At 62.5% G+C, this 24,836-nt stretch carries 20 protein-coding genes and 1 riboswitch; of the genes, 6 read left to right on the top strand and 14 right to left on the bottom strand.

Annotation, left to right across the window (positions count from 1 at the left end):
* Positions 1 to 45 precede the first annotated feature (45 nt).
* Positions 46 to 1,935 carry a phosphomethylpyrimidine synthase ThiC gene (thiC, locus tag CWE01_RS10640; RefSeq protein WP_100940488.1) on the bottom strand — a complete coding sequence of 630 codons (1,890 nt, stop codon included), beginning with the start codon at positions 1,933 to 1,935 and terminating at the stop codon, positions 46 to 48.
* A gap of 146 nt (positions 1,936 to 2,081) precedes the next feature.
* Positions 2,082 to 2,187: riboswitch (TPP riboswitch) on the bottom strand.
* Between the two features lie 186 nt (positions 2,188 to 2,373).
* On the opposite strand from thiC, the gene CWE01_RS10635 reads away from it, so the two are divergent.
* The gene (locus CWE01_RS10635; RefSeq protein WP_100940487.1) at positions 2,374 to 3,813 is read left to right on the top strand and encodes a TolC family outer membrane protein; all 1,440 of its coding nucleotides are present in this window, start codon (positions 2,374 to 2,376) and stop codon (positions 3,811 to 3,813) included.
* A gap of 134 nt (positions 3,814 to 3,947) precedes the next feature.
* Here CWE01_RS10635 and waaA read toward each other — a convergent pair whose 3' ends face one another.
* Entirely contained in the window at positions 3,948 to 5,225 is a 1,278-nt protein-coding gene (gene waaA / locus CWE01_RS10630; RefSeq protein WP_100940486.1) for a lipid IV(A) 3-deoxy-D-manno-octulosonic acid transferase, read from the bottom strand.
* A gap of 23 nt (positions 5,226 to 5,248) precedes the next feature.
* Entirely contained in the window at positions 5,249 to 6,139 is an 891-nt protein-coding gene (locus CWE01_RS10625; protein ID WP_100940485.1) for a LysR family transcriptional regulator, read from the bottom strand.
* A gap of 102 nt (positions 6,140 to 6,241) precedes the next feature.
* Here CWE01_RS10625 and CWE01_RS10620 point away from each other — a divergent pair, with 102 nt between their 5' ends.
* The 4 genes from CWE01_RS10620 to CWE01_RS10605 are packed head-to-tail and all read left to right on the top strand — an operon-like array spanning position 6,242 to position 9,619.
* Complete coding sequence (locus CWE01_RS10620) at positions 6,242 to 6,574, top strand: multidrug efflux SMR transporter (protein ID WP_100940484.1); 333 nt, start codon at positions 6,242 to 6,244, stop codon at positions 6,572 to 6,574.
* Between the two features lie 53 nt (positions 6,575 to 6,627).
* On the top strand, positions 6,628 to 7,803 hold the full coding sequence (locus CWE01_RS10615; protein ID WP_100940483.1) for an FAD-binding oxidoreductase: 1,176 nt from the start codon (positions 6,628 to 6,630) through the stop codon (positions 7,801 to 7,803).
* The gene (locus tag CWE01_RS10610) at positions 7,800 to 8,612 is read left to right on the top strand and encodes an aldo/keto reductase (RefSeq protein ID WP_100940482.1); all 813 of its coding nucleotides are present in this window, start codon (positions 7,800 to 7,802) and stop codon (positions 8,610 to 8,612) included. Before CWE01_RS10615 ends, CWE01_RS10610 begins: the two co-directional genes overlap by 4 nt.
* Positions 8,613 to 8,653: 41 nt before the next feature.
* Entirely contained in the window at positions 8,654 to 9,619 is a 966-nt protein-coding gene (locus tag CWE01_RS10605) for a metal ABC transporter ATPase (protein WP_100940481.1), read from the top strand.
* 151 nt (positions 9,620 to 9,770) lie between these two features.
* Here the strand turns inward: CWE01_RS10605 and hldE are convergent, their stop codons facing one another.
* The gene (hldE, locus tag CWE01_RS10600; protein WP_100940480.1) at positions 9,771 to 11,192 is read right to left on the bottom strand and encodes a bifunctional D-glycero-beta-D-manno-heptose-7-phosphate kinase/D-glycero-beta-D-manno-heptose 1-phosphate adenylyltransferase HldE; all 1,422 of its coding nucleotides are present in this window, start codon (positions 11,190 to 11,192) and stop codon (positions 9,771 to 9,773) included.
* A gap of 105 nt (positions 11,193 to 11,297) precedes the next feature.
* Positions 11,298 to 13,103 carry a lipid A export permease/ATP-binding protein MsbA gene (gene msbA, locus CWE01_RS10595; RefSeq protein ID WP_100940479.1) on the bottom strand — a complete coding sequence of 602 codons (1,806 nt, stop codon included), beginning with the start codon at positions 13,101 to 13,103 and terminating at the stop codon, positions 11,298 to 11,300.
* 158 nt (positions 13,104 to 13,261) lie between these two features.
* Between msbA and CWE01_RS10590 the strand changes: the two genes are divergently transcribed.
* Positions 13,262 to 14,464 carry an O-antigen ligase gene (locus CWE01_RS10590; protein ID WP_100940478.1) on the top strand — a complete coding sequence of 401 codons (1,203 nt, stop codon included), beginning with the start codon at positions 13,262 to 13,264 and terminating at the stop codon, positions 14,462 to 14,464.
* A 104-nt stretch (positions 14,465 to 14,568) separates the two neighbouring features.
* Here the strand turns inward: CWE01_RS10590 and CWE01_RS10585 are convergent, their stop codons facing one another.
* The 9 genes from CWE01_RS10585 to waaF all read right to left on the bottom strand — a co-directional run bounded on the left by CWE01_RS10585 (position 14,569) and on the right by waaF (position 24,823).
* Positions 14,569 to 15,192, bottom strand: coding sequence for a CatB-related O-acetyltransferase (locus CWE01_RS10585; protein ID WP_100940477.1), 624 nt, complete (start codon positions 15,190 to 15,192; stop codon positions 14,569 to 14,571).
* Positions 15,193 to 15,196: 4 nt separating this feature from the next.
* On the bottom strand, positions 15,197 to 16,078 hold the full coding sequence (locus tag CWE01_RS10580; RefSeq protein ID WP_100940476.1) for a glycosyltransferase: 882 nt from the start codon (positions 16,076 to 16,078) through the stop codon (positions 15,197 to 15,199).
* Positions 16,075 to 17,223: a glycosyltransferase family 4 protein gene (locus CWE01_RS10575; protein WP_100940475.1), complete on the bottom strand. Its 1,149-nt coding sequence runs from the start codon at positions 17,221 to 17,223 to the stop codon at positions 16,075 to 16,077. Before CWE01_RS10575 ends, CWE01_RS10580 begins: the two co-directional genes overlap by 4 nt.
* A 146-nt stretch (positions 17,224 to 17,369) precedes the next feature.
* Complete coding sequence (locus tag CWE01_RS10570; RefSeq protein ID WP_100940474.1) at positions 17,370 to 19,127, bottom strand: carbamoyltransferase; 1,758 nt, start codon at positions 19,125 to 19,127, stop codon at positions 17,370 to 17,372.
* A gap of 181 nt (positions 19,128 to 19,308) precedes the next feature.
* Entirely contained in the window at positions 19,309 to 20,763 is a 1,455-nt protein-coding gene (locus CWE01_RS10565) for a lipopolysaccharide kinase InaA family protein (RefSeq protein ID WP_100940473.1), read from the bottom strand.
* Positions 20,764 to 20,802: 39 nt separating this feature from the next.
* A complete protein-coding gene (rfaP, locus tag CWE01_RS10560; protein WP_100940472.1) occupies positions 20,803 to 21,609 on the bottom strand; it encodes a lipopolysaccharide core heptose(I) kinase RfaP in 807 nt (268 codons plus the stop codon).
* On the bottom strand, positions 21,606 to 22,730 hold the full coding sequence (locus tag CWE01_RS10555; protein WP_100940471.1) for a glycosyltransferase family 4 protein: 1,125 nt from the start codon (positions 22,728 to 22,730) through the stop codon (positions 21,606 to 21,608). Before CWE01_RS10555 ends, rfaP begins: the two co-directional genes overlap by 4 nt.
* Positions 22,730 to 23,788: a lipopolysaccharide heptosyltransferase I gene (gene waaC, locus CWE01_RS10550; RefSeq protein ID WP_100940470.1), complete on the bottom strand. Its 1,059-nt coding sequence runs from the start codon at positions 23,786 to 23,788 to the stop codon at positions 22,730 to 22,732. Before waaC ends, CWE01_RS10555 begins: the two co-directional genes overlap by 1 nt.
* Positions 23,789 to 24,823: a lipopolysaccharide heptosyltransferase II gene (gene waaF / locus CWE01_RS10545; protein WP_100940469.1), complete on the bottom strand. Its 1,035-nt coding sequence runs from the start codon at positions 24,821 to 24,823 to the stop codon at positions 23,789 to 23,791.
* Positions 24,824 to 24,836 lie beyond the last annotated feature (13 nt).

Below are 24,836 nucleotides of genomic sequence, written 5' to 3'. Positions count from 1 at the left end.
GCCCGCGAAGAGGCCCTTACAAGCGCCCGGTTACCTCAGATCGCATCAGACTTTCTGGTACAACTGGCTACCTTCGCGCTTGAAGCGCTCCGCCTGTTCCGCCATGCCCTGGGCAGCCTCCACATCAACTGCCTCGATCCGCTGGTTGGCCGCGTATTCACGGACTTCCTGGGTGATCTTCATCGAGCAGAACTTCGGCCCGCACATCGAGCAGAAATGCGCGACCTTGGCCGAATCCTTCGGCAGGGTCTCGTCGTGGTAGGCGCGCGCGGTGTCCGGATCCAGGCCGAGGTTGAACTGGTCTTCCCAACGGAACTCGAAACGCGCCTTGCTCAAGGCGTTGTCACGGATCTGCGCACCCGGATGGCCCTTGGCAAGGTCGGCGGCATGGGCCGCGATCTTGTAGGTGATGATCCCGGTCTTCACGTCATCCTTGTTCGGCAGGCCCAGGTGTTCCTTGGGCGTGACGTAGCAGAGCATGGCGCAACCGAACCAGCCGATCATCGCCGCACCGATACCGGAGGTGATGTGGTCGTAGCCCGGTGCGATATCGGTGGTCAGCGGGCCAAGGGTGTAGAACGGCGCTTCGTCGCAGCACTCCAGCTGCTTGTCCATGTTCTCCTTGATCAACTGCATCGGCACATGCCCCGGGCCTTCGATCATGCACTGCACGTCGTGCTTCCAGGCAACCTTGGTCAACTCGCCGAGGGTCTCCAGCTCGCCGAACTGCGCTTCGTCGTTGGCGTCGGCAATCGAGCCCGGACGCAGGCCGTCGCCCAGCGAGAAGCTGACGTCGTAGGCCTTCATGATTTCGCAGATTTCGTCGAAATGGGTGTAGAGGAAGTTCTCTTTATGGTGCGCCAGGCACCACTTGGCCATGATCGAACCGCCACGGGAAACGATCCCGGTGACGCGCTTGGCGGTCATCGGCACGTAGCGCAGCAGCACGCCGGCGTGGATGGTGAAGTAGTCGACGCCCTGCTCGGCCTGTTCGATCAGGGTGTCGCGGAACAGCTCCCAGGTCAGGTCCTCGGCCACGCCGTTGACCTTCTCCAGCGCCTGGTAGATCGGCACGGTACCGATCGGCACCGGCGAGTTGCGGATGATCCACTCGCGGGTTTCATGGATGTGCTTGCCGGTGGACAGGTCCATGACCGTGTCCGAACCCCAGCGGATACCCCAGGTCAACTTGGCCACTTCTTCTTCGATGGAAGAACCCAGGGCACTGTTGCCGATATTGCCGTTGATCTTCACCAGGAAGTTGCGGCCGATGATCATCGGCTCCAGCTCCACGTGGTTGATGTTGGCCGGGATGATCGCGCGACCGCGGGCGATTTCCTCGCGGACGAATTCGGCGGTGATCTGTTTCGGGATGCTCGCGCCGAAGCTATGGCCCGGGTGCTGCTGCTTGAGCAGGCCGGCGGCCCGGGCTTCCTCCAACTTGAGGTTCTCGCGGATGGCGACGTATTCCATCTCGGCGGTGATGATGCCCTGGCGCGCGTAGTGCATCTGGCTGACGTTGGCCCCGGCCTTGGCCCGACGCGGATTGTGCACATGGGCGAAACGCAGCTTGGTCAGCTCCGGGTCAGCGAGGCGTTGCTGGCCGAAGTTCGAGCTCAGGCCGGTGAGGCGCTCGGTGTCGCCACGGCTGTCGATCCAGGCCGAGCGCACATCGCCCAGGCCCTTGCGCACGTCGATGGTCACGTTCGGATCGGTGTAGGGGCCGGAGGTGTCGTAGACCAGCACCGGGGCGTTGACCTCACCGCCGAAGTCGGTCGGCGTGATATCCAGGCTGATTTCGCGCATCGGCACGCGGATATCCGGGCGCGAGCCCTGCACGTAGATTTTTTGCGAACGGGTAAAAGGCTGTACCGATTGCTCATCGACCTTGGCTGAATCGCTGAGGTTGGCGGCATCTTTTAATTTTGTACTCATCACGGCTCTCCAGACGGCATCCAGGGGGATTGTCGGGACGAACCTGAAAGGCACGGACGCACCAGGACTGGTGCTGTGCTCGGTCCTCGTGAAGGCTGTTCGATTGTCGAACAACATCCCGGACGGAGCACAAGAGGACTCGCCGGGGGACGAGAAATCTTGTTCCCTACGCAGGCGCTAACCTGATCAGGTTCAACGGGATCCGGAATTATCCGATCTCAGCCTCATAGCAAGGCACCCCGACAAGAACAAGCCGAGTGTAGAGAAGACTGCGACATAATGCCATCTCCCCCTTATTCGTCTGGATAAATGGCAGATATGCAGGATTGTTGCCGACCCGCCCCCGGCACTACACTCGCACTTCTTGACGCTGGGCAAGCCGGGCAGTAGCCTCGGCCATCGCATTACCACCGTAATATTTATTCTAGGAATCGTCTCATGCTGCGCAAACTTTCACTGGCCCTGGCCGTGTCTTGTGCGACCAACGGATTGGTCTGGGCAGCTGAAACGCCCCTGACGGCCAAGACCGATCTGGTCAGCGTGTACCAGGAAGCCGTGGGCAATAACGCCGACCTGGCCGCCGCCCGCGCCAACTATGACGCGCAAAAGGAAGTCGTCCCCCAGGCCCGCGCCGGCCTGCTGCCGAATCTCTCGGCCGGGGCCAATTCGAGCAATGTCCAGACGTCCATCGACCAGCCGTCGATGAACCTGAACCGTAGCGCCCTGACCTACCAGGCGACCCTGTCCCAGCCGCTGTTCCGGGCCGACCGCTGGTTCCAGTACCAGGCCGCCAAGGACATCAACGAACAGGCCGCCCTGCAACTCTCGGCGACCGAGCAGAACCTGATCCTGCAAAGTGCCGAAAGCTACTTCGCGGTCCTGCGCGCCCAGGACACCCTGGCCTCGACCAAGGCCGAAGAAGCGGCGTTCAAACGCCAGCTCGACCAGTCCAACGAGCGCTTCGACGTCGGCCTGTCGGACAAGACCGACGTGCTGCAATCCCAGGCCAGCTACGACACCTCGCGGGCCAACCGGATCGTCGCCCAGCGTTCGGTGGAGGACGCCTTCGAAGCCCTGATCACCCTGACCAACCGTCAGTACAACTCGATCCAGGGCATCGTCCATACCTTGCCGGTGCTGGCGCCGACCCCGAATGACGCCAAGGCCTGGGTCGATACCGCAGCCCGGCAGAACCTCAACCTGCTGGCGAGCAACTACGCCGTCAGCGCCGCCGAGGAAACCCTCAGGAAGAGCAAGGCCGGCCATGCCCCGACCCTCGACGCGGTGGCCAAGTACGAGGCCGGCGACAACGACGGTTTCGGCCTGGGCAACCCCAATGCGCTGGGTCAGAACTATGCGGGACCGGTGAAGCAGACCACGATCGGCCTGCAATTGAGTGTGCCGCTCTACAGCGGCGGCCTGACCAGCTCGCAGGTGCGTGAATCCACCTCGCGCCTGAGCCAGACCGAACAGCAGCGTGAAGCCCTGCGTCGGCAGGTGGTGGAAAACACCCGCAACCTGCACCGCGCGGTGAACACCGATGTGGAACAGGTCCAGGCACGCAAGCAATCGATCATCTCCAACCAGAGCGCGCTGGAAGCGACCGAAATCGGTTATCAGGTGGGAACGCGCAATATCGTCGATGTGCTCGATGCCCAGCGTCAGCTGTACACCTCGGTGCGCGACTACAACAACACCCGCTATGACTACATTCTCGACAACCTGCGCCTGAAGCAGGCGGCGGGCACCTTGAACCCGGGCGACCTGAATGACCTGCAGCGCTATCTGAAGGCCGACTACAACCCGGACAAGGACTTCCTCCCGCCGGATCTGGCGAAGGCGGCCGCGGCCAATCTGAAGGGCAATGCGAAGTATTGATGGGTTCTTGAGAACGCCACAAAACCTGTAGGAGCCGGCTTGCTGGCGATGAGGCCAGTGAGCCTTGCAGCGTCTGACCGGCCGCTATCGCCAGCAAGCCGGCTCCTACAGGGATCGCGTTCTCCTGATGGGAACTAGCGCGACAGCAACCGCCCCAACCCATCCAGCAAGCGCTGCAACGCGCCCTGGTTGGCGCGCATCACCTTCAGTCCCGCCTCACCCATCTTCTGCGCATCGCGCGGCAGTTCGAACAGGCGCTGCACCGCCACCGCCAGGCCTTCGGCATCCTCCACTTCCTGCAACGCACCCGCCTCGCGCATCAATGCAGCGATCTCGAGGAAGTTGAACAGGTGCGGCCCGCTCAACACCGGTTTGCACAACGCCGCCGGCTCCAGCAGGTTATGCCCGCCGTTGGGCACCAGGCTGCCGCCGACAAACGCGCTATCGGCCAAGGCATAGAGAAACAGCAACTCGCCCATGGTGTCACCGAGCAACACCGAGGTTTGCGCACTGACCGGCTCGCCACTGGAACGCCGTACGGTCGAAAAACCCTGCTCCTGGCATAACGCGAACACACTGTCGAAGCGCTCCGGGTGGCGCGGCACCAGAATCAGCAAGGCGTTCGGATAGTTGCCCAATAATTGCCGATGGGCCGCCAGCACCACCGCGTCCTCACCCTCATGGGTACTTGCGGCGATCCATACCGGCCGCTCCTGCGCCTGCCATTGCCCACGCAGTTCAGCGGCACGCACCAGCAGTTGCGGGTCGATGCTCAAGTCGAACTTGATCGAGCCCGTCACCTCGACGCATTCAGGCCGCGCGCCCAAATGCCGAAAGCGTTCGGCTTCGGCTTCGGTCTGCACCGCGATCAGGCTCATTTCTTCCAGCATCGGCCGGGTCAAACGGGCGAATCGTCCATAACCCTTGGCCGAACGCGCCGACAACCGCGCATTGGCCAGCGCCACCGGAATCCCGCGTTTGGCGCACTGATGGATATGGTTGGGCCACAGCTCGGTTTCCATGATCACCGCCAGCTTCGGCCGGGCCGCTTCGAGAAAACGCGCCGCCGCCCACGGCAAATCGTAAGGCAGGTAGCAATGCTGGATTCGCGGCTCGTCGGCGAACAGCGCCTTGATCCGTTCGGAGCCGGTAGGCGTCATGCAGGTGACCGTGATCGGCAACTGCGGATACTTCGCCAGCAAGGCACGGATCATCGGCGCGGCGGCAATGCTCTCGCCGACCGATACCGCGTGCACCCAGATCCCGTCCGGGCGCAGCACCGGCAGGCCACGGGCAAACCGCTCGCCGACGCGCCGGGCATAAGCCGGCGCCTTGCGCGCCCGCAGCCATAGACGCAACGCCACCAGCGGCAGCCCCAGATGAAACAAAAAGCTGTAGAGAGTTCTATTCATGGCGACGGAGTTTATCGACTTTTTCAGCCGATCGCCTGCAAGTGCTCGGCAAACCGTTCGGCCAGCCACCGCGCCGCCGGCCCCAGGGGTTCGTCGCGACGCCAGACCAGTTCCACCACCAGCGCCGGCGGCGTCCATTCGCTGCTCAGCTCGACCATCTGGTTCTGATAGGCAGGGTATTGCACCACGTGCCGTGGCAGCCAGGCCCAGCCCAGGCCGCGCATCAGCAGTTCGGCCATCACGTAGAAGGAGTCCGCCCGCCAGACCTGCGGACTGAGCTGTTCATCACCGGGGTAACCGCTCTGTTGCGGGGAGATGAGCAATTGCCGATGCCGGGCCAACTGCTGGCGGTTGACCCGCAGCGACGCCGCCAACGGGTGATTGACCGCGCACACCGTGACCATTTCGACACTGCCCAGCGCCCGTCGCTCGAGGGTCTGCGGCATCTGGTCGTGGTGGAACAGCAGCCCCAGGTCCGCGCGTCGTTCCACCAGTTTGCGCGCGACGTCGCCCTGGGCACCGCTGGCCAGTTGCACCTCGACGCAGGGAAAGTGCTCCGACAACGCCTCCAGACTGTCGAGCACCGGCTGATAGGGCATGGCCTCGTCCTGGGCCAGGCGCAGACAGGCTTCCTGGCCGCGCATCAAGGCCAGCGCCCGGCCGTTGAGGCGGTCGCACTGGCGCAGCACTTCCCGCGCCTCCTCCAGCAACGCGGCCCCGGCCTCGGTCAACTTCGGCTGACGACCGCTGCTACGCTCGAACAGCGTCACCCCCAGATCGGTTTCCAGCAAGGCGATCGCACTGCTGACCGCCGACTGCGCCTTGCGCTGCTGGCGGGCCACGGCGGAGAACGAACGCTGCTCGGCAACACCGACGAACAGGCGCATCTGCTCCAGGTTCCACTGAATACTCATGGGCATCCCATCTTATTTTCAGATAGGTAATGACTTTACCCCATCTGGTGAGTCTCTAGAATGCCTACCTTATCAGCAGGCCCCAACACGAGAGATTGTCCCATGCACGCTTACTACTACCTGGCCATCGCCATCTGCGCCGAAGTCATCGCCACCGTCTCCATGAAAGCGGTCAAGGGCCTGAGCACGCCGCTCCCCCTGTTGCTGATCATCGTCGGTTATGCCATTGCCTTCTGGATGCTGACCCTGGTGGTGCGCACGGTGCCGGTGGGCGTGGCCTACGCGGTCTGGGCCGGGATGGGCATCGTGATGGTCAGCGTCGCGGCGCTGTTTCTCTACGGGCAGAAGCTGGATATCCCGGCGATGCTCGGCATGGGCCTGATCGTGCTCGGCGTGGTGGTGATCCAGCTGTTCTCGAAGACCGCCGGGCACTAGCCCGCTCGCCACCTGTATACTGCGAGCCTTGTCTTGAACACCGAGGTCGCCGCATGCCATCCGCTCTCTCCACCGATGTCCTGATTGTCGGCGCCGGCGTTGCCGGTCTCTGGCTCAACGCGCGCCTGCGCCGCCAGGGCTTTTCGACGGTACTGGTGGAAAGCGCCAGCCTTGGTGGCGGGCAGAGCGTCAAGTCCCAGGGCATCATCCACGGCGGCGCCAAGTACGCCCTGCACGGTGCCCTGAGCGGTGCCTCGGAAGCCATCGCCGACATGCCGCGGCGCTGGCGCGAGGCCCTGGCCGGCACCGGCGAGCTCGACCTGTCGGGCGTACGCCTGCTGTCCGAAGCCCACTATCTCTGGTCCCCCGGCACCCTGGCCGGCAATCTCACCAGCTTCTTCGCCAGCAAGGCCGTGCGCGGTCGGGTCGACCAGGTCAAGGGCGAGCAACTGCCACCCGCGCTGCAAGACCCACGCTTCAAGGGCAAGGTCTATCGCCTGGCGGAATTGGTGGTCGATGTGCCGAGCCTGATCGGCCGTCTGGCCGAACTGGCCGGTGATGGCCTGCTGGCCGGCCACGACATCGAGCCGCTGCTGGACAACGAGCAACTGGTCGGCCTGCGGGTCGATGGCCGCGATATCCATGCCCAGCGCATCGTGCTCAGTGCCGGCGCCGGCAACGCCACGTTGCTCAAGGCCCTCGGCCTGAGCCAGCCGGCCATGCAGACGCGCCCCCTGCACATGGTGCTGGTCAAGGGCCCGAGCCTGAAACCGCTGTACGCCCATTGCCTGGGCGGCGGACCCAAGCCGCGCATTACCGTGACCACCCACCCGGCGGCCGATGGCCAGTGGGTCTGGTACCTCGGCGGCGATATCGCCGAAGCCGAAGGTGTCGCCCGCGAGCCCGCCGCGCAGATCGCCAGCGCACAAAAGGAACTGGGTAACCTGCTGCCCTGGGTCGACCTGAGCCAGGCGCAATGGGCCACCTTGCGGGTAGAGCGCGCCGAACCGCTGCAATCGGGCCTGACCCGCCCGGACAATGCCTTCCTCGCCGAGCAGGATCGCCTGCTGGTGGGCTGGCCGACCAAGCTGGCGCTGGCGCCGGACTTCGCCGACCGGGTGATCAAGAGCCTGGAGCGCGACGGTATCCGCCCCGGCCCGGCAACCACCCTGCCGGAATTGCCGAAGCCGGCCATCGCGCAAACCCCTTGGGAGCAACTGCTGCCATGAGTGTGCCGACCCTGCACGACCTGCATCGCGCCCTGGGCAGTACCGGCCTGCTGGTGTCGCCCCTGGGCCTGGGCACCGTCAAGCTCGGCCGCGACCAGGGCGTCAAATACCCCAACGGCTTCCAGATTCCCGACGACGAACAAGCCCGCCAACTGCTGCATCTGACCCGCGACCTGGGCATCAACCTGATCGACACCGCGCCGGCCTATGGCCGCAGCGAAGAACGCCTGGGCCCGCTGCTGCGCGGGCAGCGCCAGGAGTGGGTGATCGTCAGCAAGGTCGGCGAAGAGTTCGAAGCCGGCCAATCGAGCCATGACTTCAGCGCCGCCCACACGAGGTTTTCCGTGGAGCGCAGCCTGCAACGCCTGGAAACCGACTTTATCGACCTGGTGCTGGTGCACTCCGACGGCAACGACCTGGCGATCCTCGAGCACAGCGAGGTCTACCAGACCCTCGCGGCGTTGAAGGACGAAGGCAAGATCCGGGCTTTCGGTTTTTCCGGCAAGACCGTCGAGGGCGGCCTGAAGGCTCTGGAACAAGGTGATTGCGCGATGATCACCTACAATCTGAACGAACAGGGCGAGAAGCCGGTCATTGACTATGCTGCTGCCCACGGCAAGGCGATCCTGGTGAAAAAGGCCCTGGCCAGCGGCCACGTCTGCCTGGACCCCGGTATCGACCCGGTGCGGGCCAGCTTTGAACTGCTATTTGCACAGCCCGGTGTTGCCAGTGCTATTGTCGGTACCATCAACCCGCTGCACCTGGCCCACAATGTGGCGACGGTAGCCCGGGTCATTCGCCAAAACTGATGCCGCCCAGGCGGCCGACCCCGACGCAAGAAGGAGCCGAGATGCCGCGGACGCTGATACGCAAGAACCCCAGCGACTTCAAGACCCTGCCGTTACTCGTCGAGGCGACCCCCGAAGGCTTGTGCTACCAGAGCGTCGGGATGCCGTTGAACTTTGCGCAAACCTTGCACAAACGCAAACCGGTTGCGGTGGATGACCCCGAGCGTTTCACCCTGGAACTGGCCAACCTCGGCGTCTCGGTGCGCCTGACCCTGCACTGGCACAACCGCGATTACTGGGTGTTGGTCCGCCAGCGCCGCCAGGATCGCGGCGACGTGGTGCTCAAGCTGATTTCCGGTTATGTCCCGGCCCATGAACTGGCCATCCCGCTGCTCACCGCAATTGCCGAAATCGCCGAGGAGTGCCTGCTGGAAACTCCGGAAGGCTGGCTGATCGGGCGCTTCAACGACACCTGGCTGCCGGCGCCCTACTCGGCGGCGCTGCATTATCGCGAAGCCCTGCCCTTTCGCCTGACACCCTTGTCCGGCGCGGCGCGGCCGGTACGCTGCGGTGCGCTGCAGTTGATGGAACGACCGCAGACCTACGTGCACCTGCCCACAGCCTCACTGCAGTTGATCTATGACCTGCGGCTTGAGGTCCCCCGCGAGGCCAAATCCCTGAGCCTGTTCCATGTCGACGAGCGCCTGGAAAACGATCAACTGGTGGCGCGCCTGGATCGCAGTCGTCCCGACCTGTACCTGATGCCGCTCAAGGACGGCCGGCCGTGTGCCGAGTTGTACACCCTGAAAAAGGATCAATTGCACCCCGCCAGCACCCGTGGCCTGTACCTGGCGGAAAGCTTTGCCCGGCAGGAAGGTTGGGTGGTGCGCGAGGAGCGGATTCGCTGGAAGGACTGGGTCCAGCAGCAAGGGATGGCGGAGCCTGAAAAGGACTCGAAGATCAGGCGCCTGACCGGCAAGGCGCGGCAGATCCTGCGCAAGATCGTGCCGCTGAAAAGCGGACGCTGACAGGGAGAATACACCTCCTGCAGGAGCCGGCTTGCTGGCGATGGCGGCCGCAAGAGCGATGCAAGACTCACCGGCCTCATCGCCAGCAAGTCGGCTCCTACAGTAAAGGTATCAACGCAGGCCCATACGGATTGAACGGGCCTGGCGTTTATCAGTTGCTGCGGATCTTCTCGACAATCGCCGTGGTCGAGCTGTTTTCCACCAGCCCGAGCACTTTCACCGTGCCGCCATAAGCCGTCACGATGGAAGCACCGACCACCTGGTCGATCCCGTAGTCACCACCCTTGACCAGCACATCCGGCTTGACCTGGGCCAGCAGGTTTTCCGGCGTCCCTTCGGGGAAGCTGATAACCCAGTCCACGGCACCCAGGCCGGCCAACACGGCCATGCGCCGATCAACGCTGTTGATCGGACGCCCCGGGCCCTTGAGGCGGCTCACCGAGGCATCGTCGTTGACCGCGACGATCAACCGATTGCCCTGGGCCCGCGCCTGCTCCAGGTAGGTCACGTGACCGGCATGGAGGATGTCGAAGCAGCCGTTGGTGAACACGATCGTCTCGTTGTGCGCCCGCGCATCGTCGACCGCCAGCAGCAATTGCTCCAGGCCCAGCACACCGCGCTCGGAACCTTCCTCACGCTGGATCGCCCGACGCAGCTCAGGCGCACTGATGGCCGCCGTACCGAGTTTGCCGACCACAATGCCGGCGGCGAGGTTGGCCAAGGCCACCGCGTGGGGCAGTTCTTCGCCCGCGGCAATGGCCGCGGCCAGGGTCGAGATCACCGTATCGCCAGCACCGGTCACATCGAATACTTCGCGGGCCCGGGCCGGCAGGTGCAACGCCGGATGATCGGGGCGCAGCAGGGTCATGCCATGCTCGCCACGGGTCACCAGCAAGGCACCGAGGTCCAGGTCCTGCATCAACTGGGCGCCCTTGGCCACCAGTTCATGCTCATCGGCGCAACCGCCGACGATGGTTTCGAATTCGCTGAGGTTCGGCGTAATCAGGCTCGCGCCACGGTAGATCGAAAAGTCCTTGCCCTTGGGGTCGGCCAGCACGGGAATACCCCGCGCCCGCGCGGCCTGGATCAGGGCCTGGTGATTCTTCAAGGCGCCTTTGCCGTAATCGGACAGCACCAGTACCTTGACGCCTTCGAGCAGGCCATCGACTTCAGCGCCCAGGGCCAGGGCATCGGTGGCGAAGGGTTCTTCAAAATCGATTCGCAGCAACTGCTGGTGGCGGCTCATGACCCGCAGCTTGACGATGGTCGGCTGGTGCGCAATGCGCTGGAACAGCGCCCGGACCCCAGCGCCCTTGAGGCTGTTGGCCAGGCTGTCGGCGGCCTCGTCGTCACCGGTGACACCCACCAGCGATGCCGGGGCACCCAGGGCAGCGATGTTCAGGGCAACGTTGGCGGCACCACCGGGGCGGTCTTCGATGTGCTCGACCTTGACCACCGGTACCGGGGCCTCAGGAGAAATCCGTGAGGTACCACCATGCCAGTAACGGTCGAGCATGACATCGCCGACCACCAAGACAGGGGCTTGATCGAATCGCGGCATGGACAACTTCATGGTGCAACCCACATAAAAAATGAACAGGGGCGCGATATTAACACAGGGTTGGCGAAGGCTTGCCTACAGGGCGCGACGATGAGCCTCGCGCGCCCTGCCAGCGGATCAGACGATCCCGACGTGTGCCGGTTCATCCAGGCCCATGGCATTGAGACGGGAGTAGTAACCCTTTTGCGCGAGCAGCTCGGCATGGGTGCCGCGCTCGACGATACGACCCTGATCCATGACCAGGATCAGGTCGGCCTTTTCGATCGTCGACAACCGGTGGGCGATCACCAGGGTGGTGCGCCCTTGCATGGCATGATCCAGGGCTGCCTGGATATGCCGCTCCGACTCGGTATCGAGGGCCGAGGTCGCTTCGTCGAGGATCAACAGCGGGGCGTTCTTGAGCAGCGCCCGGGCGATTGCCAGACGCTGGCGCTGACCGCCGGAAAGCAGCACGCCGTTTTCACCCACGAGGGTGTCGAAACCCTGGGGCAGTTGCTCGACGAAATCCTTGGCATAGGCGTCTGCCGCCGCGGCCTCGATATCGGCTCGGGGAGCGCCGGCCAGATCGCCGTAGGCAATATTGTTCGCCACGGTGTCGCTGAACAGCGTGACATGCTGGGTGACCTGGGCAATGTGTCGACGCAGGTTCAGCAGTCGATAGTCCTCGATCTCCACGCCATCGAGAAGAATCTCCCCGCTGTCATGGTGATAGAAGCGCGGGATCAAGGCCGCCAGGGTCGACTTGCCGCTGCCGGAGCGTCCGACCAGGGCCACCATCTGCCCGGGTGCGACACTGAAGCTGACATTGTCCAGGACCTGACGCTCGGTTCCCGGGTAGGTAAAGCTCAGGTTGCGCACTTCCAGGTGGCCGCTGACCGACTCGCGTTCCACGGTACCGGTGTCCACTTCCGGGGTGACATCAAGCTGTTCGAAGATACTTTCAGCACCGGCCACACCCTTCTGGACCGTGGAGCTGACTTCGGACAACTGGCGAATCGGCTTGGGCAGCAAACCGGCCAGGGTGATGTAGGCGATCATGTCGCCGGCCGAGGCATCGCCACGCAGGTAGAGCACCAGGAACAGCAGCACCGCCATGGCGCTGTAGATCACCATTTGCAACAGGGGCGTATAGATCGCACCGGTGCGGGTCATGCGCAGCTGCCGGTCGGTGTTGCTCAGGCTGGCCTTGAGAAAGCGCTTCTGCTCATAGGTTTCACCGCCGAAGCTGCGCACAACGCGGTAGCCCTGGATGGTTTCCGAGGCAACATGGGTGACGTCACCCATGGCGACCTGGATCTTCTTGCTCTGCTTGCGAAACTTCTTGCTGGAGGTGCTGACCATCACCGCGATCAGCGGCAGGATGGCAACCATCACCAGGGTCAGGCGCCAGTTCATCCACAGCAGCGAGAGGAACAGGAAGACCACGGTCATGCCTTCGCGGATCACCACCTTGATCGCATCGGTCACCGCTCCGGTGACCATGGTCACGTTGAAGGTAATGCGCGAGATCAGGTGCCCGGAGTTGTGGGTGTCGAAATAACGATTGGGCAAGGTCAGCAGGTTATTGAACAGCTCCACCCGCAGATCGTGGACCAGGCCCAGGGACACCTTGGCCAGGAAGAAGTTACCCAGGTACGAGCCCAGGCCTTGCCAGGCGGCGATCAGTACCAGCAACAGCGGCACCGCCTGCAGCAGCTGCAGGTCGCGCAGATAAGGCACTGTCGGGAACAGCGCGGCTTGCGGATCGGACAGGCCGTCGACGAAATATTTCAGAATATAGCCGAGCATCGGCTGGGTCGAAGCGAATATCAGGAAACCCACGATACTCAGGGCGAACAGCCCGATATAAGGCCGTACGTAGCCGAGTAGGCGGAAGTATACTTTCAAGCTCGAGGGGCTTGCGCTGAGACTGGATTCGGTCATATCACGCGGCGATTATGAAAAAGGAGGCTGACTTTAGCACAGCTTCCCGGCTGTACTTGCACATGAAATGATCAACAACCACAGGCCTTGGCCAATGACATTGAAATGCCGCCCCCTTATGATATGCGGCGATCCCTCTAGTGGAATGACCTGCCTGCATGCAATCCAATCGCCTTATCTCTGCCTCAAACCGCATTTTCGATTTTCTGTGCCACTGGATTCTGCCGCTGGGCTTGCTGATCTTGCTTTCAGGGATGTTCTATCTCAGGAGCCGCAGTGCGCTGACCACGTTTTACCTCGGGCTGTTCGGTATTCCCTCGCTGCTGATGCTCTGCCTGCGCCCGAGGGAAATCAAGACGCTGCTGGGGGAGCCGATCATTGCCGGGTTCCTGGCGCTCTGTATCTGGCTGTGCCTGAGCCTGCTGTGGAGCCCTCCGGAAAACCCGGATTTCGGGATGATGAAAATCACCCTGCAACCGCTCATGCTCTTCGCCGGTTGCGCCATGCTGCTCCAGTACCGTAGCGAGGCCTTGAAGCCCGTGATGCTCTGCGCGGCAACCATCGCCCTGGCCGCGACCATCATCGACCTCGTGCCCTTTATAAGAGATTACGTACCCGGTCATCGCATGGTCGGCGGAGGTGCTTTCACCAACCCGCTGCTGAGTTCTCATCTGTTCGGTTTTTTCTGCATTTACTGGTTGTACATCTGCATTACCAGCCAGCGCCTGTCAGCTCTTTGGTTCAGTGTACCGGCGATGGCCGTCATGTTGGTCGCGATCATGGCAACGGGTTCGCGAACCCCCCTGGTTGCCCTTGCCCTGTCCATCCTGTGGCTCAGTATTGTCAGCCGCAATCGCAGATCCCTGATGATGATCGCGGGCATGCTGCTGGGTTCAGCGGTCATTCTGCTGATGTTCCCGGAGATATTGGGCGATCGCGGCAGTTCCTATCGCCTGCAGATCTGGCAAATTGTCTTGGGCAGAATCGCCGAGCACCCCTGGATCGGTCATGGATACGACTCTCAGCTACGCGTCGACGTTGGCATAGGTTATCTGCTACAGGAGCCACACAATTTTGCTCTAGGGGTTCTCTATTACGTCGGCATCATCGGCTTGATCCCCTGGGCCTTCATACTGGTATGGGGTCTGCTCAGCGGCTACCGGCAGCGTCTCCAACCACTGTTCGTCCTCGCTTCCACCCTGCTGGTCTACGGCATTGGTGCCGGTCTGGCCGAAGGCGGCGCAGTTCTCACACGGCCGCGTGAACACTGGTTCCTGCTGTGGATCCCCCTGGCCCTGATCGCCGCACTCAGCATCGCCAATCGTCGCCAACTGGCAAAGAGCAAACAAGCTCAAATTTGAGTCATGCCCCGCTCGCGCGCAATCTCGCCGTCGCGTCCCCATCGACGGCGAGAGGGATCGACACACGAGCAAAGGGCATCAGGAATGCGAACGCCTTTCGCTATTCAGGAAGGCGTGCGTTGTCCGGCATAGGCCAGGAATCCAGCGATGTCGTCGCTGCAGAGTTTCTCGGCCAAACCCTGCACCTCTTCCTTCGGCCAGCTCCACCAGGCACTTTGCAATAACGCCAGGCGCTGATCCTCGGGAAAACGCCACTTCACAAAGCGCGCGGGATTGCCGGCCACCACGGCATAGGGCTCAACATCCCGGGTCACCACCGCACCGGCGGCAACAATAGCGCCATCACCGATGGTGACGCCTGAAAGCAGTGTGCAGTTGGAACAGAGCCAAACATCGTTGCCGACCCTGACATCACCACGGGAGCCGCCATAGTCGGCAATCCGCGAGGCCTGCGGCAACACGGCGGGAAACGGAAAAGTCGTCACCCAATCGGCGCGATGATGGCCGCCGAGAAAAATCTGTACGCCACCGGCGATCGAACAATAGGCACCGATACGCAACGTCGTGCCTTCATGCCAGTCATGGACCTGCGGCACGCCATAGCTGCCATAGCCATAATCATAGTCAGGGTACTGAAGGCGGAAGCGGGCGCCTCCCTGCTCGATTTTCGGCAGTTTGCGAATCGCGCGCCTGGCGCGCTTTTCCCGATAGCGTTCAAGCCAACCCACGCCATTACCCCCTGTGCCGTGGCGAGAAAAACAAGCGCCCCAAACCACGCCAGGTCTTGCGATCAAAGTATTTGAACGGAAGCTGCTTGAGCAACTCCCGCGCCAGCACCCGGTCGCGATTGGCGGTTTTGACAAACATCGAATTCAGGAATTTATAACGGGCGATGTCGTAGCCAGGATGGTCACTGAACAGCCCATAGGTCCTGAGGATGTTGTTGATCATGAACCGGTGGTTCTTGTACGAGTTGGTCGCATGCTGGCGGTACTGGGCCATGACCACATTCAGCACATCGATGTAATAACCGGCATGGGTGATCTTGAGCTCGATGTACAGATCCTCCAGGGGAATCTCCGGATCGAAGCCGCCGACCTTGTCCAGGGCCTCACGCCGCAGCATCAGCGTCGGTGCAGGTGGGAACGGTTTGAGCCCCATGAACATCTCATCGAAGTTCAGACGCCGGAACGGCAGGTCACGGTGCTGGCGCTTCTCCGGCATCGGTTCGCCGTTGCTGTCGATGATCTCCATATTACCGGCGCAAATACCCACTTCAGGCTTGTCGGCCATATAGGCAACCTGCGTGGCGATCCGCTCGGGAAGCATGATGTCGTCCGAGCCGAAGGACACAATCAGGCTACCTTTGGTCCGGGCAATGACACCATTGAGGGTACGCGTCAGCCCCTGGTTCTGCTGGGTCCGGAAATCAAACCCATGCTCGGCCTGCAGCCGTGCAATGCGCTCGACGCTATCGTCCGTCGAACCATCGTCGACCACCAACAACTCAATATTCGGGTACGTCTGGCCCAGCACGCTCAGAATGCTCTGCTCGATGTAGGGTCCATGGTTGTAGGAAGCGATGACAACCGAAACCAGCGGCTGCTGACTCATGCCCGACCCACCTCGCGCAGACTGGTTTCAATCAGGTCCAGGTACTTTTGCCGGAACTCCGTCAGGGTGTGATGCTCCTCCAGGTAACGGAAGACCTGCTCACCCTTGGCCCGCAGTTGCTCGTCACTCATCGCCAGATAGGTGTCCAGCGCCGCGGCCAGTTGCTCCACATTGCCCGGATCGTGGGACAGGCCACCAGCACCCTGCACCAGCGGCAACATCGCCGGAACGTTGGAAGCGATGACCGGCAAGTGCCCACTCATCCCTTCCAGCAACGCCAGCCCCAAGCCTTCGGTCAGCGAAGGCATGGTCCAGATATCAAACGCCCGCACGTACTTCATGGCGTCTTCGCGAAAACCGGTCAAATGCGCGCGGCCCGTCAGCCCCAGGCGCTCGATCTCGGCCCGCAGGTCCGCTTCGGCCCGCCCGGAGCCGATAATCGCCACCTGGGCGTTCGGGTACTTGTCCTTGAGCAGGGCAAACGCCTGCAGCAAATGATCGTGCCCCTTGATCGGCACCAGGCGACCCAGGGCGCCGATGATCCTTGGCTCAATCGCGAGGCCCAGCGCCTCACGGGCCTGATCGCGAGGCAGCTGCAGCCTCTCGGACTGCTCGATATCGATGGCGTTGGTGACAAACGTGGTGTTCTGCCGGGTGAAACCACAGTTCAGCCCCACGAGATAGTCCCTGACCGCCGCCGAAACCCCGACAAATCGCCAGCTCGGGCTGACCCAACGCCGATGATGAAGGCGACGATAGAGGCGGTCGTACTCTTCAAAACCGTGGGCGATCCCGATGCACAACGGGATTTTCAGCCAGCGATTGAGCACCAGCATCATGTTCAATGACTTGAAGCGGTTGCAAATCACCACGTCGAATTTTTGCTCGCGGCAGTACTTGTAGATCTGCCACATGGCCCCCAGGCGCAGGCCCTTGACGGCCTTATAGGGAAACTCGAAATACTGGGAGTGATCCGCCACGCTCAAGGGTTGTCCGGGAGCCGGACGCCCCCGCAGAAAGGCTGTAGTCACCTCGAAGCGCTCTGCCGGAAGCGACTTGATAATCTGCTCCGCCAGGTCGGCAAAGTCATTTTCCTTTACGTTGTAATCCGGCTGTAGCTGCAAGACCTTGAAACGAGGCTTCATAATTCTCCATGCTGCGATGGTAGTGGCTCAGCGGCCCGGGAAGTGGATCAACAGCTGCAAACTGCCAGCCCCATGGGGCTGGCAGTCCTGCTCGAGCCTAGTGTGCAAGCAGCTGAGCACCCAGCAGCAGCCCCAAGCAGGCCCTATCAGCCCAGCGTGTCATAACCATTGGCGCCATCCTTGACCACCAGAATGTCTTCCATGATCAGGTACTGCAGGTCCGAACCGAAGAACATGTTCAGGGCATCGGTGGGCGAGCAGATCATCGGCTCGCCGCGACGGTTCAGCGAGGTGTTCAGGGACACACCGTTACCGGTCAGCACCTCCAGCGCCTTCATCATGTCGTAGTAGCGCGGGTTGTATTCGCGCTTGAGCACCTGGGCTCGCGACGTACCGTCCTCATGGACGACTTCCGGCACACGGGTCTTCCACTCTTCAGCCACTTCGAAGGTAAAGGTCATGAACGGCGCCGGATGATCGATCTTGATCATCTGTGGTGCCACGGTGTCGAGCATCGACGGGCAGAAAGGCCTCCAGCGCTCGCGGAACTTGATCTGGTGGTTGATCCGATCCGCCACGCCGGCGACGCTCGGGCAACCGATGATCGAACGACCGCCCAGGGCCCGCGGACCGAACTCCATACGGCCCTGGAACCAGGCCACCGGGTTGCCGTCGACCATGATCCTGGCGATCTGCTCCGGCATGTTCTCGAGCTTGCGCCACTTCGGCGCGTTCTCGTGGCGCGCGCAGGCGGCGATCACGTCTTCGTTGCTGTAGGACGGGCCGAGATAGACGTGTTCCATCTTCTCCACCGGCACACCGCGGGCATGGGACACATAGGCCGCCGCGCCCACCGCCGTACCGGCATCGCCGGAAGCCGGTTGCACGAACAGTTCCTTGACGTCGTTGCGGGCGATGATCTTCTGGTTCAGCTTGACGTTCAGCGCGCAGCCGCCAGCGAAGGCCAGCTTGCCGGTGTCCTTGAGAATATCGCCCAGGTAGTAGTCGATCATCTGCAGCGAGATCTTCTCGAACAGCGCTTGCATGCTGGCCGCGTAGTGAATGTAGGGCTCGTCGGCAATATCGCCTTCGCGCTTGGGGCCCAGCCATTCGATCAGTTTCGGCGAGAAGTAGAAGCCCTTGCCCTTTTCCTTGTAGCGACGCAGGCCGACGACGTTGGCGTAGTCGGTGTTGATCACCAGTTCGCCGTTTTCGAAGGAGGCCAGGCGCGAGAAGTCGTACTTGCTCGCATCGCCGTAAGGGGCCATGCCCATCACCTTGAATTCGCCGTCGAGCATTTCAAAGCCGAGGAACTCGGTGATCGCGCCATACAGGCCACCCAGGGAGTCCGGGTCGAAGAACTCCTTGATCTTGTGGATCTTGCCGTTTTCGCCGTAGCCGAAGAAGGTCGTGGCGTACTCGCCCTTGCCGTCGATACCGAGGATCGCGGTTTTCTCTTTGAAACCGGAACAGTGGTAGGCGCTGGAGGCGTGGGCCAGGTGGTGCTCGACCGGCTCGATCTTGACTTTCTTCGGATCGAAGCCCAGTTGTTCCAGGCACCAGACGATCTTGTTGCGATAGCGTTTGTAGCGGCGGTTGCCCATCAGGATCGCGTCAAGGGCGCGATCCGGGGCGTACCAGTAACGCTTGGCGTAGTGCCAGCGAGCCTTGCCGAACAGGCTGATGGGGGCGAACGGAATCGCCACCACATCAACGTCGGACGGTTTGATACCCGCCTGCTCCAAGCAGAACTTCGCCGACTCGTAGGGCATGCGGTTCTTTGCATGCTTGTCGCGTACGAAGCGTTCTTCTTCGGCCGCTGCAATCAGCTTGCCGTCGATGTACAGCGCTGCGGAGGGATCATGACTAAGGGCGCCGGACAGGCCGAGAATCGTCAATGCCACAGGGGTCTAGCCTCTCAAAGTCCATATGCAGGCGACAAGGCGCCCGAAAAAATGTGTGCTGCCAAAGGAGTGGCAAGCAACTAAAGGGCGGGATTATAGCAAGGATTATCAATGCGGGAGCTGACAGCGGGCAGACGATCACTCTGGTTTCATCTGCCCGCGTTATCCTGCCGCAGGTGCATCAACCCTGCTGGGAAGCGGCCGAGCGGGGCAAGCGCTGGTCGATCAACTGATACAAGGCACTGCTCGCCGGCCAGTTGCGCATGAAACGCGCCCGATCACGGGCATAGGCCTTGGCGAAGCTGTGGACCGACGCATGTTGGCGCATCGAGTCCAGGTCGATCAGGGTCCAGCGGTCATCCTGCCAGAACAGGTTATGCCCCTTGAAATCACCGTGACTGATACGTTCGCGGATCAATTCGGCAAACAGCTGCTCCAGCGCCTTGAGCTCGGCAGGCGGTACTTCGCCCGACTCCACGTAAGGCGCAAAACGTTCGATCACATCCGTCCCCGACAGGTGCTCGGTGAGCAGATAGGCACGGCTGCGCAGCCAGAAAAACCGCCGTTCCAGCACGGCAAGCGGCTTGGGCGTGGCGATCCCGAGGAACGCCAGGCGATTGCCCTCGCGCCAGGAATGCCAGGCCCGGCTCGGTCGCCAGAAACGCTTGAGCCAATGGCTGAAGCCCTTGATGTTGTAGCGCTTGAGCACCAGCGGACGACCGTCGACATCAACTCGCCCCACCGTGGCCGTTCCGCCATTCTTGTACAAGGGGCCCTGGGCGAGCAGCGCATCGGCCTGCTCCAGCACCAGCCCCAGCGCCGCTTCTTCTTCGCGACGAATCGCCCGCAGGCCGAAGGCCCCACTGCGGACGCTGAACAGCGAGCACTCGCGGGCGACCTTGCCGAGAAAGTCTTTCAGGCGCCAGCCACGGACCTTGTCCACCTGCTTGAGCAAGGCTTCCAGCGGCAACGCATGTTCACCGTTGCTCAGCAGATAGTGCACCAGCAGTTCTTCGATAAACGGCTCGAATGCCTTGGGCAACTGGGCAAAAAACACCCCGAGGTTTTCCAGCACTTTCTGCCGTGACAACGGCTTGCCCGGCTGTTCGGCGCGGATCCCGGCACCGTCGATCAAATACAGCTTGCCGTCATGGCGCAGCAGATTGTCCAGGTGCAGGTCTTCCTGCCACAGGCCCTTGCCGTGCATCTGCGCAATAACGCCCAGCGCCTCGGCCAGTACCTGCTGCTGTTCATCAGCCAACAGCGGCAGCGACTCGACCTTGCTCCAGGCCTCGCCCAGGCTCTCGGCACCTTCAAGAAACTCGAACAGCAACCAGCCGCCCTCACCCTCTTTCAGGCCGTCGACCAACAACAGCGGCGTGGTCAGGCCCTGCTCGGCCAACAGCCGAACACCCTGCAACTCACGCTGGAAGTGCCGTGGTGCCTTGCTGCCCACCAGTAACTTGGCCAGCACCGTACGCCCACGCCAGACCCCGGCGCCGACATAACGCTGACCGGGCAGCACGCGCAACAGGCTGAGCAACTGCAACTGCGCACTGCCGGCGGCATCCGCCAACTCCAGGTCCAGGGGCAATGCCGGAGCCCGTCCGGCGGTTTTCAATTCAGATAAACGCATCAAGCCCTTCCTTCGCCAAACAACGCAAGCGCAGCGACATCAGAGCGCGCCGTTGTAGCGCAGTTTGCGCTGGTAAAGTTTTTCCGCCTTGCGCTCGAGCAAGGCCAGCAGCGCGGCTTCATCCCGCAGGACCTGGCGCAGCGGCTGGAGGAAATAGCCCTTCAGGAAACGCAGCAGGTCACGCCGGCTCAGGCCGATATCCAGTACCGAGAAATACAGCGCCGCCAGATCCTTGTTGCGCCAGCGCGCGGGGATCGCCGCGCGGGTCTGGGCACGGTGCAGGTCGATGACCGAAAGCTTGAGATCATCGGCCGTCACCGGCTTGTCGGTATGCAGCAGGAAGTGGCAGATATAACAGTCACGATGATTGACCCCGGCGCGGTGCATCATGCCGGTCATGCGCGCCACTTCGGCGATCAGCGCGCGCTTGAGCCGTGGCTCCGGCGGCTGCTTGGGCCAGTCCATGCTGAAGTCTTCGAGACTGATGGTGGGCGCCAGCTCTTCGGTAACGATGAACGAATGCTGGTCCGCCGGATTGCTGCCACGTTCGCCATAGGCCACAGCGGTCATGGTCGGCACCGCGACTTCCTGCAGGCGCTGGATCGCCCGCCACTCCTGGCCCGCACCGAGGACCGGCAGCTTGGCGGTCAACAGGTTCTTGAAGATCTCGCGCCAGCCGATGCCACGGTGGATCTTGACGAAATAACCACGACCCTCGACTTCCGTACGCAAGGTCCGCCGCGCTTCCAGTTCACGGTAAACCACGCCTTCCAGGCGCTCGACCTCGGCGAACGCATCGCGTCCAGCCCACAGGCGCTTGAACGGCTCGGCCAGGATCAACTTCATTGCGGCAGTTCCCCCAGGATCACGTCCGCCGCGCGCTGCGGCATGCTGTAGAGGTCGGCTGTCTCGGCATAGCTCAGGCCATGCTGGCTCCACGCCAGGCGCGCGGCCTGATCGGACAGCATCCGCTCCAGGTATTGATTGAGCTGGGACTGCTCGAACGGCTCGTCCAGCACCAGGCCGCAATCGGCATCGGCGATGTAGCGGGCATAACCGCAGACCGCGCTCACCAGCACCGGCAACCCCGCCACCAGGGCCTCAAGCAGCACCGTGCCGGTATTTTCGTTGTAGGCCGGGTGAATCAGCAGATCGGCGCCCAACAGGAAACGCGGGATGTCGCTGCGCCCCATGAGGAACTGCACACGCTCGCCCAATCCCAGCGAGGCGCTCTGCGCCTGGAAGGTCTTGGGGTCGTCCTGGCCGATGACAAACAGCCGGGTGCGTTCTTTCAGGGCCGGCGGCAACGCGGCCAGGGCCTTGAGGCTGCGGTCGAGCCCCTTGGTCTTGAATCCGGAACCGATCTGCACCAGCAGCAGTTCATCGTCCGCCAGCTTGAACTCGTCACGAAACTCGGCGCGGATCTCGGCGGCATTCGCCGGTGCCCGACGATCCAGGGAAATCCCCGGCGGCAGCACGTGGAAGCGCTCCGGCGGCGTGCCGTAATACTTGACGAACAGCGGCTGCTGAACTTCGGAGATCATCAGGATTTCAGTCTTCGCCTCCCTGGCGAACACCGCCCGCTCATACTCGGCAAAATGCTGATAGCGGCCCCAGAGGCGATAGAGCGAATGACGCTGGTTCTGCGCCTTGTCTTCGAAGCAACCATCGGCGGCGTAGTAGACGTCCAGGTCGGGCATCTTGTTGAAGCCGATCAGCCGTGCCACCGGCCGACTGGCCAGGTCGGCCTTGACCCAGGCACTGAACCGGGCGTAACGCCGATGATTGAACAACGCCTTGACCGGCACCATCACCACTTCGAAGCCGGGCGGGATATCGCCTTCCCAGAACAGGCTGTAGACGCGGATCTGGTGCCCGCGCTGCTGGCATTCCAGGGCAATGCGCATGAAGTCGCGCTGCAATCCGCCAAACGGAAAGTACTTGTACAGAACAAAAGCCAATTGCATCAGTGCCGCTCCTCAGCCATTAACAGCGCGCTCAGTCGGCTTGCCACACGTTCGGGATTCAAACGGGTGAAGCACAGAGGCAACTCGCGCTTCAGATCGAAGCGCTGCTGGTCCTCCGCTGTCGGAACGTAGGTGCATTTCTTTTGAAGACAGGGCGCGCAGGGAAAGTTGCTCGCCAGATGAATCTGCGACCGGCCGTAGGCGCCGGTCAGGATCGAGCTGGTCGGACCGAACAGCGACAGCGTCGGCACATCCAGCGCGGCGGCCAGGTGACCGAGGCCGGTATCCACCGCGACGCAGGCAGTGGCGGCGGCCAGTACCTTCGCGACCCCAGCCAGGTTCAGCCTGGGCAGCACCACCACATGCTTGAGGTTGCGCGCAATCCGCTCGGCCCGGGCCTTTTCCTCGGCATTGCCCCAGGGCAGCTTCACCGGCACACCCAACTGGCCCAGGCGCACGGCCAGTTCGCGCCAGTAGGCTTCCGGCCAATGCTTGGTGTCCCAGGTGGTACCGTGCAGGAACACCACGAAAGGCTTGCGCGGCAGCTCGACCAGCTTGTCGACATCCAGGCCGTAGTCGCCCATGCCCCTGGGCAGGTCATAGCCCAGCGCCAGGGCAAACAACTGGCGCATGCGATCCACCGCATGCTGATTGCGCGACACTGCCAAGCGCCGCGAATAAAAGCGGCTGGCCAGGGGTTCGCGGGCCGACTGCTTGTCCGGTCCGGCCACCGGGGCCTTGGCATAACGGGTCAGCAAAGCGCTTTTCACCAGGCCCTGGGCATCGATCACCAGATCGTACGGCTTGGCCCGCAGGCTCTCCTTGAACCGCCGCCACTCGCCACTCTTGAGAGTCTGCCAGATATTCTTGCGCCAGCGGCGGATCGCCACCGGAATCACCTTGTCCACCGCCGGGTGCCAGCTCGGCAGTTCGGCGAAACCTTCCTCGACCACCCAGTCGAAACGGATGCCGGGAATCGCCCGCGCGGCATCGGTGAGCGCCGGCAAGGCATGAATGATGTCGCCCAGGGAAGAGGTCTTGACCAGCAATACGCGCAATTAGTGGACCTCGACCGCAGTGCCGTGCAAACGCTGCAGGGCTTCGTTCACCGGGGTCGGCTCAAGCTGACGCAGGCAGTTGTAATGGCCGAAACGGCAGGTGCGGTCGAAGCAGGGACTGCACTCCAGACCCAGGCGGACGATTTCCACCTGGTCGGCCAATGGCGGGGTGAAACCCGGCGAAGTCGAGCCGTAGACCGCCACCAGCGGACGGTTCAACGCCGCGGCGACGTGCATCAGCCCCGAGTCGTTGGAGACCACCGCATCGGCACAGGACATCAGGTCGATAGCCTCGGCCAGGGACGTGCCACCACTGAGGTTGACCGCTTCTTCCCGCAACCCCGGGATCAAACGCTGGCGAATGTCTTCGCCGACCGCGTGATCGTTCTTCGAACCGAACAGCCAGACCTGCCAACCTTCACGAATCCACGCCTCGGCGACTTTCGCGTAATGCTCCGACGGCCAGCGCTTGGACTCGCCGAACTCCGCCCCCGGGCACAGCGCCAGTACCGGACGATCCAGGCTCAGTTCGAACTTGGCCAGCGCGGCATCGCGGCTGGCCGGGTCGATTTGCAGGCTCGGCCGCGGATACGGGGTCGGCAGGCTCTCACCCGGTTCATAGGCCAGGGCCATGAACCGTTCGATCATCAGCGGGTAACGTTCTTTATCCAGTTTGCGCACATCGTTGAGCAGGCCGTAGCGAAACTCGCCGCGCCAGCCGGTGCGCTTCGGCACGCCGGCAAAAAAAGGCACCAGCGCCGACTTCAGCGAGTTGGGCAGCAGGATCGCCTGGTCGTACTGGCCGGCCAGGGACTTGCCGATGCGCCGCCGCGTGGCCAGCTCCAAGGCGCCGTGGCCGAGCGGAAAGCTCAAGGCGGCCCGCACCTCGGGCATGCGCTCGAGGATCGGGCGGCTCCATTCCGGGGCCAGCACATCGATCTCGCACTGCGGATGACGCTGCTTCAGGCACTGGAACAGTGTCTGAGCCATCACCATGTCACCGACCCAGCTGGGCCCAACGATCAGAATATTCATAGGCTTCCACAAA

Origin of the sequence: Pseudomonas sp. QS1027 (assembly GCF_002814235.1) — a bacterium.
Classification (GTDB): Bacteria; Pseudomonadota; Gammaproteobacteria; order Pseudomonadales; family Pseudomonadaceae; genus Aquipseudomonas.
The sequence above is the reverse complement of the archived record's forward strand: the minus strand, read 5'-3'. Positions and strand labels throughout refer to the sequence as shown.

Coding starts and splice junctions, on each gene's coding strand:
- CWE01_RS10620 (WP_100940484.1), top strand. CDS start 6,242: ATGCACGCTTACTACTACCTGGCCATCGCCATCTGCGCCGAAGTCATC.
- CWE01_RS10580 (WP_100940476.1), bottom strand. CDS start 16,078: ATGAGTCAGCAGCCGCTGGTTTCGGTTGTCATCGCTTCCTACAACCAT.
- CWE01_RS10610 (WP_100940482.1), top strand. CDS start 7,800: ATGAGTGTGCCGACCCTGCACGACCTGCATCGCGCCCTGGGCAGTACC.
- CWE01_RS10625 (WP_100940485.1), bottom strand. CDS start 6,139: ATGAGTATTCAGTGGAACCTGGAGCAGATGCGCCTGTTCGTCGGTGTT.
- CWE01_RS10575 (WP_100940475.1), bottom strand. CDS start 17,223: ATGAAGCCTCGTTTCAAGGTCTTGCAGCTACAGCCGGATTACAACGTA.
- waaA (WP_100940486.1), bottom strand. CDS start 5,225: ATGAATAGAACTCTCTACAGCTTTTTGTTTCATCTGGGGCTGCCGCTG.
- waaF (WP_100940469.1), bottom strand. CDS start 24,823: ATGAATATTCTGATCGTTGGGCCCAGCTGGGTCGGTGACATGGTGATG.
- hldE (WP_100940480.1), bottom strand. CDS start 11,192: ATGAAGTTGTCCATGCCGCGATTCGATCAAGCCCCTGTCTTGGTGGTC.
- thiC (WP_100940488.1), bottom strand. CDS start 1,935: ATGAGTACAAAATTAAAAGATGCCGCCAACCTCAGCGATTCAGCCAAG.
- CWE01_RS10565 (WP_100940473.1), bottom strand. CDS start 20,763: ATGCGTTTATCTGAATTGAAAACCGCCGGACGGGCTCCGGCATTGCCC.
- CWE01_RS10590 (WP_100940478.1), top strand. CDS start 13,262: ATGCAATCCAATCGCCTTATCTCTGCCTCAAACCGCATTTTCGATTTT.
- rfaP (WP_100940472.1), bottom strand. CDS start 21,609: ATGAAGTTGATCCTGGCCGAGCCGTTCAAGCGCCTGTGGGCTGGACGC.
- CWE01_RS10635 (WP_100940487.1), top strand. CDS start 2,374: ATGCTGCGCAAACTTTCACTGGCCCTGGCCGTGTCTTGTGCGACCAAC.
- CWE01_RS10605 (WP_100940481.1), top strand. CDS start 8,654: ATGCCGCGGACGCTGATACGCAAGAACCCCAGCGACTTCAAGACCCTG.
- CWE01_RS10555 (WP_100940471.1), bottom strand. CDS start 22,730: ATGCAATTGGCTTTTGTTCTGTACAAGTACTTTCCGTTTGGCGGATTG.
- CWE01_RS10615 (WP_100940483.1), top strand. CDS start 6,628: ATGCCATCCGCTCTCTCCACCGATGTCCTGATTGTCGGCGCCGGCGTT.
- msbA (WP_100940479.1), bottom strand. CDS start 13,103: ATGACCGAATCCAGTCTCAGCGCAAGCCCCTCGAGCTTGAAAGTATAC.